This is a genomic window from Rhizobium sp. CF080 (assembly GCF_000282095.2).
In the GTDB taxonomy this organism is placed as follows: Bacteria; Pseudomonadota; Alphaproteobacteria; order Rhizobiales; family Rhizobiaceae; genus Neorhizobium.
Genome location: NZ_AKKC02000005.1, coordinates 169,210 through 186,251, shown reverse-complemented (window position 1 = coordinate 186,251; position 17,042 = coordinate 169,210). Strand labels below are relative to the sequence as shown.

Below are 17,042 nucleotides of genomic sequence, written 5' to 3'. Positions count from 1 at the left end.
TATCGGGATCGCAAAATTTATAAATTATGTCTTTACGCATCGAAGTTTGTATATTATCGAAATGCCAACACAGGAGGAAAGCGTGGGCGAGGAAAAGGCAAAACGCTTCAGGAGCGGTTGTGGCTGCGGCGGCATAGACGTCCACTGCCATGTGGTGCCGTCGCGCTTTCCGTTGCCTGCTGGCGGTGCCTCCGTGCGTGGCTGGCCTTCCATGATCGCGGCTGGCGATTGCCACGCGACTGTTATCATTGACGAAAAGCCCTATCGCACGGTCAGCGATGCTTGTTGGGTTGCTGAGCGACGCCTTGAAGAAATGGATCGTGCTGGTATAGAGCTGCAGGCTTTATCCCCAATGCCGGAATTGTTCGGCTATTGGATCGACGCGAACGCGGCTAACGACCTCGTGCGCCACGTCAATGACTCTATCGCTGCCTTGGTGACGGAAGGTGAGGGCCGCTTCGTCGGGCTTGGTGGTCTGCCGATGCAGGACATCGACCTTGCAATTGCCGAATTGCATCGCATCGTCGGCGAACTCGGCTTTCTCGGTATAGAGATCGGCAGCAACATCAATGGTGTCGCAATCGGTGATCCGTGTTTCCATCCATTCTTTGCGGAAGTGGAAAAGCTTGGCGCGGCGGTATTCGTCCACGCCGTACGGCCGGCCGGCATGGACCGGCTCGTCGGACCGGCGCCGCTTCAGCAGGTTCTTGGGTATCCGACCGATGTCGGCCTGGCGGCGGCTTCAGTAATCACCGGTGGACTGCTGCAGAAATTCCCGAAGCTCCGGATCGCCTTCAGCCATGGCGGGGGAACCTTCGCTTCGTTGTTGCCGCGCTTGGAGCAGGGTTATTCTGCATTTCCGGCCGTCAAGGACATCATGCCGGAAGCGCCCTCAGCGCAGGCGCGGCGCCTTTACGTGGACTCGCTCGTCTTCGATGCGGACACATTGCGGCGTCTGGTCTCCGTCTTCGGCGAAGAGCGGGTGTTGCTGGGTACCGACTACCCCTTCAATTTCCGCGAAAAAGAGCCTGTTGCACGTATCGACGAGGCTTTCGCCGATGTCGGATTGCGCGAACGCCTGACATTCGCGAACGCGCGAGCTTTCCTCGCTCTGGATGAGGTTTGATCAGATGACCGATTTTCCTGTTTCCGCCCTGCGTAGTGTCGAACTGGGTACGCCCGATCTCCCAGCTTCCGTCGATTTCTACACCCGCGTTTGGGGGCTGGATATCGTAGCCGAAACAGAGGACAAGGTCTTCTTGGCGGCGACAGGCGACGATTTTCACGTGCTGGAGCTAAAGCGGAGCGACCGTTCGGAGCTGCGCAAGACCACTTTCCGCGTACGCTCCGCCGAAGACCTGCATTCGCTTTTTGCTAAAACGGTCGCAGCGGGTTGTGTCGTGCTGAGAGAACCGGGGCCTGCCGATGCACCTTCCGGCGGTGAGCGTTTCGTTATCCGGGAGCCACAGGGTTCGGTGCTGGAATTCGTGCATGGAGATCGCCGCCGACAAGGCGCAATCATCGCCAATCGGCCGCACCGCCTCGCCCATGTCAATATCAACAGCGCGCAGATCGAGGCACTTTCAAGCTTCTACCGGGATGTCCTGGGCTTCCGTCTGACGGACCGCTCCAAGCTCATGGCGTTTCTGTGCTGCAATGCCGACCATCACGCTGTGGTGCTGGCGGAAGCGTCGGCCAACGGACTGAACCACGTCGCTTTTCTGATGCCCGACCTGGAATCCGTCATGCGCGGTTCCGGGCTGGTCGTTGATCAGGGGTATCCGATCGGCTGGGGCGTTGGACGGCACGGGCCTGGGGACAATGTCTTCGCTTATTTCATCGATCCGCAGGGCGTGGTGATCGAATACACCGCCGAGGTGCTTCAGGTCGATGACGGCTATCGTGTCCGCGGGCCGGAAGAATGGGTGTGGCCGCCGGGCCGGACAGACCATTGGGGCATTGCGCCTCCAAAAAGCGACGCCTGCAAGAAGGCGCAGATTTCCATCGGATTTTCCGGCGCCTGACACCGCCGTTTCAGTTGCAGAGGCTTTCCCGTGACGAACGAGAACGATATTTCGAACCGATATGACGTGCTGGTGGTGGGCTTCGGTCCGGCCGGCGCAGTTGCCGCCGGCATGCTCGGCGCACGCGGACATTCCACGCTCGTTGTGGATCGGCTGACAGATATCTACGACAAGCCGCGCGCCATCGCGATCGACCACGAGATCCTGCGGCACTTTGACAATATGGGTATTGCCGACCAGGTGCTGCCTTATATCGCGCCGTTCACGGCCTCCCAGCATTTCGGTGCACAGGGACAACTCATCCGCCGCATCGACATGGTGCCGGAGCCGTATCCGCTAGGCTACACGCCGAGCATGGTATTCACCCAGCCGCCGGTCGAGGCTGTCATGCGGCAGCATGCCGAAAGCTTCGATTGCGTGACGGTTGAGCTTGGCACGGAAATGATCGGTCTCGATCCGCAGGCGGATGAGGTCGTCGCCACGCTGAAGGACGCCGCCGGCAAGACCTGGAAAGTCGCGGCGAAATACGTGATCGGCTGCGATGGAGCATGGAGCCAGGTACGCGAACAGTCCGGCATAAAGTTCGAGGACCTGGTCTTCGACGAACCGTGGTTGGTGGTGGACGTGCAGGTTCATGAGGACGCCCTGGGCAAGCTGCCGCAGACATCGGCGCAGTTCTGCAATCCGGCACGGCCAACAAGTTACATCATGGGGCCGAAAAACCATCGCCGCTGGGAGATCATGCTCCTGCCGGGTGAGAATCCGCGCGAAATGGAAAAGCCGGAAAATGTGTGGCAGTTGCTGTCGCCCTGGCTGACCCCTGAAGAGGGCGACCTCTGGCGCGCAGCTGCCTACCGCTTCCACGCACTGGTGGCTGACGATTGGCGCCGTGGGCGCGTGCTGATCGCCGGCGACGCCGCGCACCAGCAGCCACCGTTCATCGGACAGGGCATGTGCCAGGGTCTGCGTGACGTGTCCAATCTCGTCTGGAGGCTTGATCGCATCCTGAAGGGGCAGTCATCAGAGGCACTGCTCGATACATATACGGTTGAACGGAAACGGCATGTGCAGACGCTGACCGGCAAGATCAAGGCGATCGGTCAGACGATCTGCGAGCGCGATCCGGAAGCCGCTGCCGCACGCGATGCCAAGATTCTCGCCGATGGCGGCGGCAAACCGCTCACCATTACCCGCCAGGAAATCGTCCCGCCCATTGAGGATGGATTGATCGCAAAAGAGAGCACCCCGGCACGAGGGCTGCTCTTCCCGCAGCCGGCGATCGTCGAAGGCGCTTCTCCGCGCCTGTTGGATAAGTTCACCGGACCGGAGTGGCGGCTGGTTCTCGACGGTCGCCGCATCGGGGCCGGCGAGGGAGAAGCGCTGGCCGGATCGATCGATGGGATCGTGGTAAGGGCCGTCGCTCCTCAAGGAGATGATGCTGCCGATCCGACAGCGCTTCGCGAAAAGGATGGTGTGCTTTCCGCTTGGTTCGACCGGCATGGCGTCATCGCCGCTCTCGTCCGTCCGGATCATTACGTTTTCGGCGCCGCCCAGAATGTCGAGACGCTTCGCCAGCAGATTGCCGACCTGAGCGTCCGCCTTGCCTGACACGCCTTTCGATAGACACCCTTTCAGGAGTAAGACAATGAGACTTTCCACCGTCAAGATCGCTGGCCGCACCACCTGGGGTGTCGTTGAAGGCGATACCTTCCGTGATGCCGGTGCGGCACTCGCCGGCCGGTATGCCGACCTCAAGGCTGCGATCACCGCGAATTTCGCCGGTGTGGCCGCAGCCGCCGCTTCCGCAGCCGCAACGCCGATCTCCGAAGTCGAATGGCTGCCGGTCGTGCCCAATCCCGACAAGATCCTATGCGTCGGCCTGAACTACGAGATGCATCGCAAGGAGACCGGCCGAACCGAAGTGGAAAATCCGACGATTTTCTCGCGTTACGCTAATAGCCAGACCGGTCATCTCGCACCGATCATCCGACCGAAAGTTTCGACCCATCTCGATTTCGAGGGCGAGCTCGCCGTCATCATCGGCAAGCCGGGCCGTTATATTTCCCGCGACGAAGCGATGAGCCATGTGGCGGGCTATGCCTGCTATAACGACGGCAGCGTCCGTGATTTCCAGTACCACACGCACCAGTTCACGCCGGGCAAGAATTTCCCGGATACCGGCGCGTTCGGCCCGTGGATGATGACGCCCGACGAACTCGGCCCGCTGGCCGACCTGCGCCTGCAGACCCGCCTGAATGGCGAAGTGGTGCAGGATGCGACCTTCGCCCAGATGATCTTCGATATCGCGCGGCAGATCGAATATTGCTCGACCTTTACGCGCCTCGAGGCCGGCGACGTCATCGTCAGCGGCACGCCGGGCGGTGTTGGTGCCAAGCGCAATCCACCGCTCTGGATGAGGCCGGGCGATGTCGTGGAGGTGGAAATCGACAAATTGGGAACGCTGCGGAATTCTATTGCCGACGAGATCCGCTAACCCGATCAGCGCGCGGCGACACACGATAACCTGGAGGAGGATAGTATGTTGAAATTTTCGAGACGCATGATCGTAGCTGGCCTCGGCTCGCTAATGGCTTTCGGGGCAGCAGACGCTGCCGACTGGCCTCAACGGCCCGTAACGGTCGTCGTATCCCAGGCCGCGGGGAGCAGCCCCGATGTTCTTGCCCGCATCATTACCGACAAGTTGTCCCGTACGCTGGGTCAGCAATTCATCGTCGAAAACCGGCCCGGTGCTGGCAACGTCGTTGGTACACAGTCAGTCGCTCGCGCCAACGCCGATGGCTACACGTTCCTGTTCGGCACCTCGGCAGCCCTGGTCACCAACCCCTTTACAGTTAAGTCGCTTTCTTACGATCCCGCAAAAGACTTCATTGCCGTATCCAAGGTGGCCCGCAGCCACCTGCTCCTGTTGGTGAACCCCAAAATTAAAGCAAACAATCTGACCGAACTGCTTGCACTCGAAAAGGAAGCACCAGGTACGCTCAGCATTGCAGTAGACGGCCCTCGCAATATTTCTGGGCTGATCGCCCAATCGATTAACAAGCAGTCCGGCTCCAAATTCGTGCTGGTGCCTTACAACAACATCAACAACGCCGTGCAGGATAGCATCACCGGCCGAACCCCGGTGACAATCCAGTCGGCGTCAGTGGTCGAAGCGTTTATTAAGGATGGATCACTGCGCCCTATCGCTGTGGCTGGCAACCAGCGAGTTCCATCGCTCCCCGACGTGCAGTCGATCTCGGAGAACTTCAAGGATATCGATCTCCAGGGCTGGTTCATGGTGATGGCGCCCGCAGGTACACCTGAGGCAATCATCGACAGCATGAGCAAGGCGATTGCCAAGGCACTAGCGGAGCCAGATGTACTTGCGCGCGCTCCGACGCTCGGGTTTGAGATCGAGAGCGGCGAAATTGTGACGCCGGCAGGCGCAAAAGCCTTTCTGGACGCGCAACTTGTTTCGACGGGAAAGGTCATTCATTCCCTTGGCATGGAGCCGAACTGAGCGGTTTCCCGTGACATGACGAGAAACGCGTAAGAGGGACGAAACCATATGACCAGCCGACTGAAACATCCCGCAAAGGGGCTCATAGCACCTCAAAACTTTGCGGGCGGTATTGCACTTATATTGATCGCGGCGATGGCCCTGTGGCTTACCCGCGACCTCGATCCGGGTACGCTCAGCGCCATGGGATCGGGAATGTTACCGCGCATTCTGGCATGGGCGGTTTGTCTTTGCGGGGTCGTGCTGTTCGTATCGGCATTTCTGAAAAGCGGTGAACGTCTGGAGCGGGGAAATTTGCAAGGCCCGCTCCTGATCATCCTCGCAATCTTCGCGTTCTCGGCAACTATCCGACCTTTGACCATCGGGCCTGTGACAACACCAGGTCTCGGCCTCATCGTCGCTGTTCCACTCAGCATCATCATCGGAGGTAAGGCGAGTGCCGAAGCGCGAATCCGCGAGCTTGTAGTGCTTTCGCTTGGGCTTACGCCCTGCTGCATGCTCGTGTTCTGCGATATGTTGAACCTTCCCATCCCGGTATTTCCGCAAGCGGTCATCGAAATATTTCCCGATGGCTGGTCTGCGAAATCGATCTTGCGGATCTCGGCGCTGGTCATGATCGCAGCCGCCGTGGCGGTCTTTTACACGGGCCGAAAGTCCGGTCTTGCCGATAGCGGGGAGAGCGAGTGATGGAAACATTTCTTTCCAACTTGTCGCTCGGATTTTCCGTAGCGCTCGGACTTCAGAACCTTGGACTTGCCTTCCTGGGATGCCTTGTCGGTACGTTGATCGGTGTACTTCCAGGCGTGGGGCCGGTCGCCACGATTGCCATGCTGTTGCCAATTACATTCAGTCTCGATCCTACTGGGTCACTGATCATGCTCGCGGGCATCTACTATGGCGCGCAATATGGCGGTTCGACTACTGCGATCCTGGTCAATATTCCCGGCGAAGCTACTTCAGTCGTGACGGCTATCGACGGTCACGAAATGGCAAAAAAAGGGCGCGCCGGAGCCGCCTTGGCAGTCGCCGCGCTCGGCTCGTTCTTCGCAGGCTCAGTCGCCACTCTCGTGATCGCTGCCTTGGGAGCGCCACTCACGCGGGTCGCTCTTATGTTCGGCGCGACGGAATATTTTTCCCTGATGATCATGGGGCTGGTGCTTGCCGTCGTTCTAGCCGGAGGTTCTGTCTTGAAGGCTGTCGCCATGATCCTGGTGGGCATACTTCTGTCGACGGTCGGCACTGATCTGGAGACGGGTGATGAGAGGATGACTTTTGGCTTGATCTTTCTGTCCGATGGAATCGATTTTGCAGTGTTGGCGATGGGGATCTTTGGGGTAGCCGAGATCATGCGCAACCTTGCGCAGCCGGAAAGCCGCGACGTCGTTAGAAAACCAATTGGGCGACTTCTGCCGAACCGCGAAGAGCTTCGCCAGTCATGGGCTCCGGTACTCAGGGGAACGTTGATGGGATCCATACTCGGCATCCTGCCTGGGAACGGCGCAGTCCTGGCTCCTTTTGCCTCCTATGCAATGGAAAAGAAGCTTGCAAAGGACCCCAGTCGCTTCGGGAAGGGCGCAATTGAGGGTGTCGCGGGGCCCGAATCGGCCAACAATGCCGGCGCACAAACCTCGTTCATTCCTCTTCTGACGCTTGGAATTCCCGGCAATGCGGTCATGGCGCTTATGGTTGGTGCGATGACCATTCAAGGTATCATTCCCGGACCGCAGGTCATGACTGGCAATCCGAGCTTGTTTTGGGGTATGATTGCTTCTATGTGGGTCGGGAACCTGATGCTTCTCGTCATCAACCTTCCGATGGTCGGCCTATGGGTGCGGCTCTTGAAGGTTCCCTACCGGCTGATGTTCCCGGCAATCCTTGCCTTCTGCTGCATCGGCATATACTCGATCAATTCACTGCCGACCGATGTCATGTTAATCGGGCTCTTCGGACTTGTCGGCTATCTGCTGATCAAATGCGGGTTTGAACCAGCGCCTCTTCTGCTCGGTTTTGTGCTCGGCAAGTTGATGGAGGAGAACATGCGGCGAGCACTTATTCTCTCTCGCGGATCCCTTTCGACATTCATAACTGAGCCGATCAGCGCAGGTCTGCTCATCGTTTCGGCCGTTCTCCTGGTCGCTGCAATTATTCCGAACGTTCGCAAGGGTCGAGACGAGATGTTTGTGGAGTGATGTCAATGCGTGCTCAACTATCGCGCCGGTCGTGAATGCTTGCGATATGATTGCTTCATCCGAGAATCCTTCTATGTCTTCGCGCTTGGCGCTACCTATTGAGTTCCTGCCGAGACGGTCATGGTGAGGTCAACGTGGCCGTCGCCTGTGGAGTTGGATGAATCAACGTTGCGCGAGACGTTGGCGCCGCACTGGTCGAAGAGCCGGTCGCAGTTTCGCCGCCCAAATCCGCTGACCATACGCCAGCGGCCCATTGCTATCTCCCGAAGCCGACTTTGCCGCACGAGCGAAAATGAACCCAGCTTAAACTGCATGATGGGGGGCACGCGGCCCTTCTGGGCCACTGCGATCCGGCAGAAATCCTCAATCCACAGCGACAGGGCCGAATGCTCGAAGACGCCTTCTGCCCTGACATTTCTGCTCGGCTTCGCTGCGGCGAGCATCGTCGCGTTCGGTAATGTCCTCCTTTGTCAGGAGCAGTCTGACGAGCGACTGTTCGTGTCCTCGAGAAGGTCCTGTCGGCATCGAAAAGCGCATCGAACTCGTTGATGTGGGTATCCAGCAGGTCGTTGCGAAAGATCGCAGGCAGACCAGCTGTCTGTCAGGGAGATGTGACTTCAAAGCAAGAAGTAAACTGCCCTCGAGGAATACTCTGGGCGGTGTGGACAGATCTGAAAAGATGAAACCCGTGGCGAGCGCGACGACTCCTAAAGGCAATAGATACACTTCTAAATTAATTTATAACCATCTGATGTTTATGTTTGCCTCTGGAATCGCGTGGCAATCAAATTTGCGTTGCCCGGTGAGTTTCTTTCGGGGGGTTGCATGGCCAGATTGTTGTGGTCTCTTTCTTTTCGCGCGCTTTTGACGGTCCTTGCGATCGTGCCGTTGGCGGCTGTTGCAGTGCTTGGTGCGATCGTCATCCGGGACGAGTACAGCAACTACCAGAAACTGAGCGGCGCAGCAGCGCTGGAGCGTCTGGCCGGAGCAGGCGGACAGCTCATGCTCGCCCTGCCGGTTGAAAGTGCATCCTCGCCGGATCAGCGTCCGCAGATGCGCCAGAAGACAGATGCTGCCTATAAGGCGATCGTGGCAAGCTATGGCGACGTTATTGCGGCGGGTTACGACGATCAGATACTGTCGGGTATCAAGCGTGGCCTGGACGAGCAATATGCAAAACTCGCCGAATTTCGCTCCAAGGTGGACGCCGGCCCGATCGATGCGATGACGCCGCTCCTCTACATGCAGCCGATTTCCGCAGCATCGATCCAGGTTACGGCGCGTGCAGGCAACATCATGGAAGATCGTGACCTGCAGCAGGGCGTTACAGGCTATAACGCATTTCTGCAGTTCAACGAAGGTTATCTGGTCCTGAACCGGATCGGCATGCAATATGTCAAGAACGGGACATTGTCGCTTGAGGAGTTCGCGCGCCTCGGTGCCGCAACGACCCAGATCCGCATCTATGGCCAGCTCGTGCGTGAGTTCGTCGACCCTGCAGTTGTGTCGCGGCTGAATTCCTTCATGCAGTCTCCTGCAGGGCGCGGGCTTCAGCAGAAGATCGACGATATGTCGAAGAATACCGCCTATACCCCGGCGCCCGCCGATCTCAACACATGGACGAAAACGATGGCGGAACGCCGCGATTTCGTCGGTCAGTTGCTGGTCGATACTGCAGGCTCCGTCCACGCCAATGCCGTGTCGAAACTTGAGGACGCCTATTCCTCGGTGGTGACTACGCTGACGGTACTCGGTGCTTTCGTCATCGCGGCGATTGGCCTGTCGGTCGCGATCGCGCGCCTGTTGTCCAAGTCGATCCGCCGGATCGGCGAACGGATGTCGAGCCTTGCGGCAGGAGATACGGAAGAGGCGATCCCCTATGCGGACCGGAAGGACGGCATCGGCGACATGGCCCGTTCCGTGGAAGTGTTCCGCGAAGCGGCCATCCGCAACCATCAGCTCGAGGCGGAAGCAGATGCGACCCGCCGCCGTTCGGAAGCCGAGCGGATCGAGCTGCAGCAGGTGACCGAGGCGGAAGCCGAAGCCCGCCTGACCCAAGCGACTGGCGCACTGGCCACCAAACTTCGTCGGCTTGCCGCAGGCGACATGCAGTGCGAGTTGCACGATGCCCTGGCGCCGCAGTTCGAAGGCCTGCGGCACGACTTCAACACCTCGGTCCGTCAGCTGCGCGATGCGCTCTTGAGCGTCGGCAACTCGGTCTCGACGGTCAACAGCGGCTCGAAGGAAATATCCGACGCCTCCGACAATCTCTCCAAGCGCACCGAACAGCAGGCCGCATCGCTCGAAGAGACCGCGGCAGCGCTGGAGGAGATCACCTCGAACGTGGTCGCCACCTCGAAGCGCACGGCCGAAGCTCGTGACGTGGTGCGCGATGCCCGCACCCGTGCCGACCAGTCGGGCGAGGTGGTCCGCAATACTGTCGCCGCGATGGAACGGATCGAAAAGTCCTCGCAGCAGATCGGCCAGATCATCGGCGTGATCGACGAAATCGCCTTCCAGACCAATCTTCTGGCATTGAATGCCGGTGTCGAGGCAGCTCGTGCTGGGGAAGCCGGCAAGGGTTTTGCGGTCGTCGCCCAGGAAGTTCGCGAACTGGCGCAGCGTTCCGCAAACGCTGCGAAGGAAATCAAGGGCCTGATCTCGAACTCGGCGGTTGCCGTCTCCGAAGGCGTCAAGCTGGTCAGCGATACGGGCGAGGGGCTTTCGGCCATCGAACAGCTTGTCCAGACGGTGACGTCGCATATGGATGCAATCGCCACGGCAGCGCAGGAACAGTCGGTCGGCCTTGCGCAGGTCAACACCGCCGTCAACCACATGGACCAGTCGACCCAGCAGAACGCCGCGATGGTCGAGGAAATGAATGCGGCCGGTGCGGGTCTTGCACAGGAAAGCGCCAAGCTCAGCGATCTTCTTTCGCAGTTCCAGTTCGGCGGTGCCGGCGCATCAAGCCAGCTGCACGACACCGCCGCCCGCATGCGAGCCCCGGTACCGGCAACACAGGCTCGCCCGGTCGTTGCCGCACCGAGCCGTCCGGCGATCTCCCGTCGGCCGGTCTCGCGCGGCAACACAGCCGTCGCACAGGCAACGGATGACTGGCAGGAATTCTGAGGAGACCGTTTGGGTGCTTCCGTGCATTCTCTTGAGAAGCACGGTGCGCCGGAGCCAAAAAGAGCGGCTTGTGCCGCCCTTTTTTCTAGATGGTTGCAAATCTCTGCCTCTCACCGAGCGGGATCCTTCACCGCCTCGTAGGCCTTGAACTCGCTATTGTAGAGTTCGTGATCGATCCGCTCGACCTTGCGCATGTAGATGTTCTGGACGATCTCGCCGGATTCTGCATCGATCGTCACCGGTCCGCGCGGGCTGGCAATTTGCGTGCCCTTAGCTGCTTGCACAACCGACCGGTCGCAGGTTCAGTTCTTTTCAAGACGAAGACGGTGATAAGGCATTTCTGCTGAAGCTCACAGCAACGACGCGCCAGTGCCGCATACAAATCTTGCTCAAGAGCTAGAGCGCGATCAGCTGATCGTTGACAGAGATCCGCGCCGTCCTAAAGCCGCGGAAGAATAGCTTTGCCTTCCTCGACCGACGGCACGCGTAGTTGTGAAAAATGGTGCGATGCGGCGGCTTCTGGGTTCATTCCGGTACGATTTCCTGCTCCCATACTGGATGCGAAATAGAGGGGACCGCCTTCCCGGCAAGCGGCGCATCGGATCTTCGGCCATGGAAATTGTCGCGGATCAGGCGAAAACCAAACCAAAGCTGCAGCAAGACGGCTCCCCAAAAACACCACAGATCCATAACCCCCTCCAATTTACGGGGCACCAACGCGAGCCGAATACGGCCGTTCCGATCGGGAGGGGTCCCTGCGTCCTAACGGTTAACAGCTTTTCACCGCGTCGACCTGAAGTGCGGCAGTCAATTCGCCTTGTTGCCGGCAACCTGGGCAACGGATCGGAATACCCCGGTGAGATCAGGCGGTCTGTCCCATAGGCGGTCGGGCGAGCAGTGCGGGCAGGGCATGCCGGTGGTACCACAACCGCAGCAATGTGTTCCGGTGAATGGTTTGTTGGGATGAGCCTCGCAGACCCAGACAGTATCTCGGCAAGTTTTGCACTTTAATATGGTCAGCTCCTCTTGAGCAAATCCCACCAATACCGCGGCGCGGGATGTTCTTTTGGAAAACAGTAGGCCCGCGCTGGTCCGCCAGGGCGCGAGCCCCTGACCTCACGCAAAACAACGAGGTTGGAAAAAAGAAGGCCCGGCCGTTCTTCCCGTCCGGACCTTCAACAGTCTGTTAGCGTTGCCATATTAGCTCATCTTATGATTGTGCGCTACCACAGATTAAGCCGGTTGATCTCAGCGGAAGCGGTTGAACATTGTCGGCCGACGAATTTGATGCTGCCGGCATCATCGTCTCCTTCAGCGGAGAAGATGGCCCCGGATTGCCAGCGGGTGCATCGAGCCAAATCAGATCTGCCGCTGCCCTCTGCACGCAAAACGGCAATGCCTACGATGCTATGACCCAATATGCTCGCCGATCTGATTACCGTCTTCGTATCCAGCACGATATGCAAATCCCGTATCATTGCCGCGGCGTTGAGCAGTACGGCCTTGACTTGTTCGTTCGTCCTCCTGCCAAACGGGGCGGACGCTGCCACCACTTGAAGCTCTACGACAGCGTCACCCCTTGTGCGGGTGGCTGGGATGCCGACTTGCCCTTGGATGTCACGAATGATTGCGGCGCGATCTAAGGAGCCGATTTTTCTCGGATGCCGTCAGTTTTTTCAATCTCATTCCGGCGCGAATCAATTCGACGATGAAGTCGGTAGTCAAACTCAATGCAGTGTGTCCTCATCGGGGACCATTTCAACCGAGTTCATGAAGTCCACCAAGGTGTCAGCGCTGTCCAAAGGGAGGTCACAGTAGGGCTTTCCCTCTATGATAACAGTCCGCCCCGTCGTGGTGTCGAATATCTCCCACGTGAATTCTCCGTCCTTGCGGATGTCGTAGCGGTGTTGGGTTTTAGGCATCAGAGTTTTGCCCTCTGTCCCCGATAGGTGGTTGGGGGTGGGAGGGCTTCATGTGCCTGGGCATTCGTTTCCAGCCAGGCCGCGAGGCCAGCCGGCACCTCTTCATTACCTGCCTCCAGCGCCTCGATCCATGACAGATCGCATTGCAACGCAGATGCGAGGTTGATGGGCGTCCAGCGGACGTGGCGCAGGCATTCGTTGAAGCGATCAGGACTCATGTCCTCAGCATTGCACCCTCTGAATGAGAGTCAAGATTGTCGCCCCGATGGCGGGCGGCGGGGTATGGCTATGCCGATGCCCGCTACTGGGGAATTTGAGACTGAGCGTTTTTGTAAAAACAGGATCCAAGGGGACGGGTTCTGACCGTCCATTGCCGAATGATAGAATTCGCTAATCGCTTTTCCGCTCAAGCATTTTAAGGTGCTGTGTACATACGTCTTTGACCAACTCGAGAAGCAGCGTGGTTCGCTCTCCCAGCCACGAGAGCGCCTCCTCGCTGATCTCGTAGTGCTTTGAATACCGCGCCTTCACGTAGGCTTCGTTCAATGTATTGAACCAGGCGCGCTCTCGGTGGTGATCGCGCGGAAAGGCCTCGGCCAGCCGCCGGTCCTGTTCTTCGGCGAGAGAGCGCAGAAACTTAATGTTGTGCGAGGGCGGGCCGTAATTCGTGAGCGTAAGGAGGACGCAGGAATACGCCTGCTCGAGCGACTGATGCATAACGAACGCGGCTTCGTTGAGATCTTTCTCATCGAGGTAAAACCTCGAACCCTTTAGGTACTTTGAAGCCGTACTAAACCGGTGATCAAAGTGTTCCTGAGCAACACGCAACCGATCCGACGGCAAGAGTGCCTGCGGTTCAGCAAGCGGCTCATCATCCAGTTCGTAGAGGACGATGCCCTCCTTGCGGATATCTGAGAAGAAGTACTGCCCCTCCTTCAGGTAGGTGTTCACCTCGCGCCTGGAATGGACGATGAAGCTCACCGGTGTCTCGATCGACTTGTCGTGGATCAGCCGGTCGGCAGCCTTGTACCAGTACTCGGCAAACTCGCAGAGTCTGCGGTCGTTGACGATGATCAGCAGATCGAAGTCCGACCGATAACCCTTCATGGTGAACGGCTCGTCGACCCATCCGCCCTTGGCATAGGAGCCGAACAGGATGATCTTCAGGATCCGGCCGCGCTTCTTGAAGTCGGCCGTGCCCTCTTTCAGCGCGTCCTCGAACTCCTCGTGCAGGATTTCCAGAACCCTGCCGAGCTCGCGTTGTTTGCGCAGCGGTATATGATCGATCGACGATTTCATGAGCAATCGATAGGCGAAAGATCCTGCACCGTCCACTGGCAGTTCTGGTAGTCCGACCCTGGCCTCAGTGAGGGTCTTTCAGGTTGACGACAGGTGGCATATCGAGTTCCGGTCCGTTCGTCCAAGCTCCCTGAAGCGGTCCTCCAAGGCGCCACACGCGATATCCACACCCCGACGCACGAGCTCACCATCGCCCGACGTTTTGAAAGCCTGACGGCGTCCAGCCGGGCAGCCTCCCGGCTGGGCGCTGAGCCGTGACGGTCTGCGCAGCCTTCGCCTACGGCGGCGGCCGATGCGTCTGTCCCCGACGGTGCAGCTGGAGCGGAAAGCCCGGAGCCGGATCCCGCGTCGGTCGGAGCAGGGAGTTGAGGACGGTGATGACGGCGCCAGCCCGCTAGGCGGCGAGTTTGCCGCCATCGATGCTGCGCTGGCCCGCTCAGAAGCGGCCGTTGAACAGGCAAAGATGCCCGGCCCGGCTCGGGCCCGGGAAAGGGATCCGCTGGTCTATGAGCTCGATTGGGACGAGGACGAGCAGCTGCAGGATTCGCGAGCGGTATTGCGGCAGGCGGGAATCTGCCGGCGGTGCTGCAGGTGATCGTCGCCCTCGACGCCTGGAAAGAGTTGGCCGCCCTGTAGCATGCGCCTTGGCTTGGCCGACTGTTGGCGGGGTCGATCCTGCGCCAGGCCGGCCTCACCACCGCGGCGCATCTGGTTGCGATCCCTGCCCGAAGCGATGGCGCAGTCCCATCATCGCTTCCGTGCAGCAGGCGTCGAGGCCACCCCACTGGCGCTAGGCCGCCGCTCGGACTTGCAGACCGGTCCACCGCGCGCCAACGCGCCGTCTGCGCAGGATGGCGCTGGGGTTTCGTGGCAGTTTCGGCCGGTGGAATTTGACGACGTTGTCGTTTCTTAGTTTGCTTCCACGATGGGCAGCCTCCCTGCAACTGACATGACTTGACCGTTTTGAACCGTCGCGCCACTTGCAGTGGCGACCAGGAGGGGTTCCGACCGACCGTAACCGTCCGTGGACCCCTGGCATCTCTGCGCGTCGTCCGGTGCAAAAAGAAGGCGCTCAAGGTGTGCTCTTGAGAGAGACGGGGCAAATACGCGCATGCGACAATGTTCCAATGACTGAATGTCTCATGGTGATCGGCACGGACGTTGGCAGCAATGGCCTCCAATTGCTTTCCCCAGCTTATTTCCAGTGGGCGTCGAGGTCACTTTCATAGAGTCCTGTCGAAAAGGCAAACTGGTGATCCGATGTACGCTAAGCCGTGCATCTCCGACCGCGACCGCTTGACTCCGCCGCTGGGATTAACAGAGCTGGCGGTTCGATTCCCATCAAGACCAATATCGAGCACGATAGCCTTGCCATCGATGATCATCGTCGCTGGCCCTAGCGCCCGACGGCCTCTACGATCGCCGGAAACCGGTGCGTCCACTCATGGACGCCGCGGATGAGGTTCGGGATCCCCGACCGGCGTGGGTGTCACTCGAGCCGAGATTTGCTCACTTGGTCCAGATTTACCCGGAACGAACATTCCCGTCCTGTAGACTAGCAATCGATCAGAAGTCGTGCATTCTTCAGCAAACCCAACCGCATATATGATGTTTACGTGGTGGCGATGGAAAGCTCGGAGTCGATAAATACTCAGACGCCGGTGGTGCCCCTTAAGCGCGACCATGTCGTCATACTCGTCCACGGAATTCGAGACTATGCGCTCTGGCAGAACGATATTCGAGCTGAGCTGGAAGACGCTGGATTCAAGGTTGAACTTTCGAACTATGAACGGTTCAACCTGCTCGCGTTCTTGGAGCCTTCAACAATCTTCAGGCGGCAAGCTATCTCCGAGGTTTGGGAGGACATTAAAACAATTCGGCAGAACCACCGCGATGCCGATATTTCGGTCATCGCACACAGCTTTGGAACATATGTGATAGCCCGGCTCATTCTGCAAAACTTCGATGCCGTTTTTCACCGAGTGATCTTTTGCGGAAGCGTCATCCGCTATCGTTACCCTTTCAAGAGACTTCAAAACCAGTTTACCAAACCGATTTTGAACGAGGTCGGTACACGTGACATATGGCCAGCAATAGCTGAAAGCGTAACAGTCGGTTACGGGTCCGCTGGGACCTATGGCTTTCGAAAACCGCTTATTCGTGATCGTTGGCACAATCGTGCCAAACACGGCTACTTCTTAAATCGCAAATTTTGCAGAAAGTTCTGGATACCATTCTTACGAGATGGGACCGTCGTTGAAAGTTCCGAAAAACCTGAGCGACCATCGTCGATCCTGGTTCTCTTATCAATCTTTAAGGTCAAATATCTCGCCATGTTGCTGGCGGCCTTGATGGCAGTGTGGATCTGGCAGCAGAAGTGGCCGTTCTGGCCGCAAAAGCCATATCCAATCGCGGCATACCTGGGCACGTGGCAAAACCAGGAACAAACTCTAGGAATTACACGGGTGACTGTTCGGGAAGAAGGTCCTGATGTGCTCGTGAAGATCTGGGGCAGTTGCCGTCCCACAGATTGCGAGATCCCGGAATTAAAGGGCCACGTTTACGGTGCTAGCGTGCAAGCGAGAGCGGTGGATGAGGTGCGCGCCGTCGAAGCAGAGCTGGTGGAGAGCTATGCCAACAGGCGGTTCATTCTCCGGCTGCTCAACGAAAATACTCTTTCTGTCGAAGCGAGAACACGATTTATCGACAACAGCGGTCGCTCGGACTTCCAATTTACCGATACTCTGGAGAAAACCTCGAATTAGCGATGTTACTCACTATCATCTGAGTATCGCATTACGACGTATGCCGCATGCCAGTGTTTCAAAGGTTTAGTGGATCCAATGCACAGGTCGCTTGTTCGAATCCTTCTAGGCGGGATATCTAAACAGACAGGATGTTCGTCCTCGTTAATGAACCTCCTTGAAATTTGGCGTCATCCTGTGTATTTTGATATCAA

General features: G+C 58.3%; 14 protein-coding genes and 2 pseudogenes. 10 read left to right on the top strand and 6 right to left on the bottom strand.

Features of this window, described 5'->3' with window-relative positions:
• Nucleotides 1-82 precede the first annotated feature (82 nt).
• From PMI07_RS16515 to PMI07_RS16485, 7 genes are read left to right on the top strand one after another with little or no spacing between them, the layout of a single operon-like run.
• Nucleotides 83-1,126: an amidohydrolase family protein gene (locus PMI07_RS16515; protein WP_007773170.1), complete on the top strand. Its 1,044-nt coding sequence runs from the start codon at nucleotides 83-85 to the stop codon at nucleotides 1,124-1,126.
• A gap of 4 nt (nucleotides 1,127-1,130) precedes the next feature.
• Entirely contained in the window at nucleotides 1,131-2,024 is an 894-nt protein-coding gene (locus tag PMI07_RS16510; RefSeq protein ID WP_007773173.1) for a VOC family protein, read from the top strand.
• A gap of 30 nt (nucleotides 2,025-2,054) precedes the next feature.
• Nucleotides 2,055-3,632: a bifunctional 3-(3-hydroxy-phenyl)propionate/3-hydroxycinnamic acid hydroxylase gene (locus PMI07_RS16505; RefSeq protein WP_007773175.1), complete on the top strand. Its 1,578-nt coding sequence runs from the start codon at nucleotides 2,055-2,057 to the stop codon at nucleotides 3,630-3,632.
• A gap of 37 nt (nucleotides 3,633-3,669) precedes the next feature.
• Nucleotides 3,670-4,518 (top strand): fumarylacetoacetate hydrolase family protein, encoded by an 849-nt coding sequence (locus tag PMI07_RS16500; RefSeq protein ID WP_007773177.1) that lies wholly within the window; start codon nucleotides 3,670-3,672, stop codon nucleotides 4,516-4,518.
• Between the two features lie 45 nt (nucleotides 4,519-4,563).
• Nucleotides 4,564-5,544, top strand: coding sequence for a tripartite tricarboxylate transporter substrate binding protein (locus PMI07_RS16495; protein ID WP_007773179.1), 981 nt, complete (start codon nucleotides 4,564-4,566; stop codon nucleotides 5,542-5,544).
• A 48-nt stretch (nucleotides 5,545-5,592) separates the two neighbouring features.
• Nucleotides 5,593-6,231 carry a tripartite tricarboxylate transporter TctB family protein gene (locus PMI07_RS16490; protein WP_007773181.1) on the top strand — a complete coding sequence of 213 codons (639 nt, stop codon included), beginning with the start codon at nucleotides 5,593-5,595 and terminating at the stop codon, nucleotides 6,229-6,231.
• Nucleotides 6,231-7,733, top strand: a complete 1,503-nt coding sequence (locus PMI07_RS16485; protein ID WP_007773183.1) for a tripartite tricarboxylate transporter permease — start codon at nucleotides 6,231-6,233, stop codon at nucleotides 7,731-7,733. The genes PMI07_RS16490 and PMI07_RS16485 overlap by 1 nt, the downstream gene beginning before the upstream one ends.
• A 95-nt stretch (nucleotides 7,734-7,828) precedes the next feature.
• Here PMI07_RS16485 and PMI07_RS16480 read toward each other — a convergent pair whose 3' ends face one another.
• Nucleotides 7,829-8,176, bottom strand: a complete 348-nt coding sequence (locus PMI07_RS16480) for a hypothetical protein (RefSeq protein WP_007773185.1) — start codon at nucleotides 8,174-8,176, stop codon at nucleotides 7,829-7,831.
• Between the two features lie 382 nt (nucleotides 8,177-8,558).
• On the opposite strand from PMI07_RS16480, the gene PMI07_RS16475 reads away from it, so the two are divergent.
• Nucleotides 8,559-10,862, top strand: coding sequence for a methyl-accepting chemotaxis protein (locus tag PMI07_RS16475; RefSeq protein WP_037087202.1), 2,304 nt, complete (start codon nucleotides 8,559-8,561; stop codon nucleotides 10,860-10,862).
• A gap of 110 nt (nucleotides 10,863-10,972) precedes the next feature.
• Here the strand turns inward: PMI07_RS16475 and PMI07_RS35710 are convergent.
• Nucleotides 10,973-11,149 (bottom strand): annotated as a pseudogene (locus PMI07_RS35710) (ABC transporter substrate-binding protein); the annotation flags it as partial.
• A 238-nt stretch (nucleotides 11,150-11,387) separates the two neighbouring features.
• On the bottom strand, nucleotides 11,388-11,552 hold the full coding sequence (locus tag PMI07_RS34970) for a hypothetical protein (RefSeq protein WP_155956538.1): 165 nt from the start codon (nucleotides 11,550-11,552) through the stop codon (nucleotides 11,388-11,390).
• Nucleotides 11,553-12,130: 578 nt separating this feature from the next.
• On the opposite strand from PMI07_RS34970, the gene PMI07_RS16470 reads away from it, so the two are divergent.
• A complete protein-coding gene (locus tag PMI07_RS16470) occupies nucleotides 12,131-12,505 on the top strand; it encodes a hypothetical protein (protein ID WP_037087201.1) in 375 nt (124 codons plus the stop codon).
• A gap of 278 nt (nucleotides 12,506-12,783) precedes the next feature.
• Here the strand turns inward: PMI07_RS16470 and PMI07_RS16460 are convergent, their stop codons facing one another.
• From PMI07_RS16460 to PMI07_RS35700, 3 genes and pseudogenes are all read right to left on the bottom strand, one after another.
• A complete protein-coding gene (locus PMI07_RS16460; RefSeq protein WP_037087200.1) occupies nucleotides 12,784-13,002 on the bottom strand; it encodes a hypothetical protein in 219 nt (72 codons plus the stop codon).
• Nucleotides 13,003-13,174: 172 nt separating this feature from the next.
• Nucleotides 13,175-14,083: a nucleotidyltransferase and HEPN domain-containing protein gene (locus tag PMI07_RS16455; RefSeq protein ID WP_007773203.1), complete on the bottom strand. Its 909-nt coding sequence runs from the start codon at nucleotides 14,081-14,083 to the stop codon at nucleotides 13,175-13,177.
• Nucleotides 14,084-15,435: 1,352 nt separating this feature from the next.
• Nucleotides 15,436-15,557 (bottom strand): annotated as a pseudogene (locus PMI07_RS35700) (ATP-dependent DNA ligase); the annotation flags it as partial.
• A 151-nt stretch (nucleotides 15,558-15,708) separates the two neighbouring features.
• Here PMI07_RS35700 and PMI07_RS16445 point away from each other — a divergent pair.
• Nucleotides 15,709-16,848, top strand: a complete 1,140-nt coding sequence (locus PMI07_RS16445) for an alpha/beta hydrolase (protein WP_007756671.1) — start codon at nucleotides 15,709-15,711, stop codon at nucleotides 16,846-16,848.
• Nucleotides 16,849-17,042 lie beyond the last annotated feature (194 nt).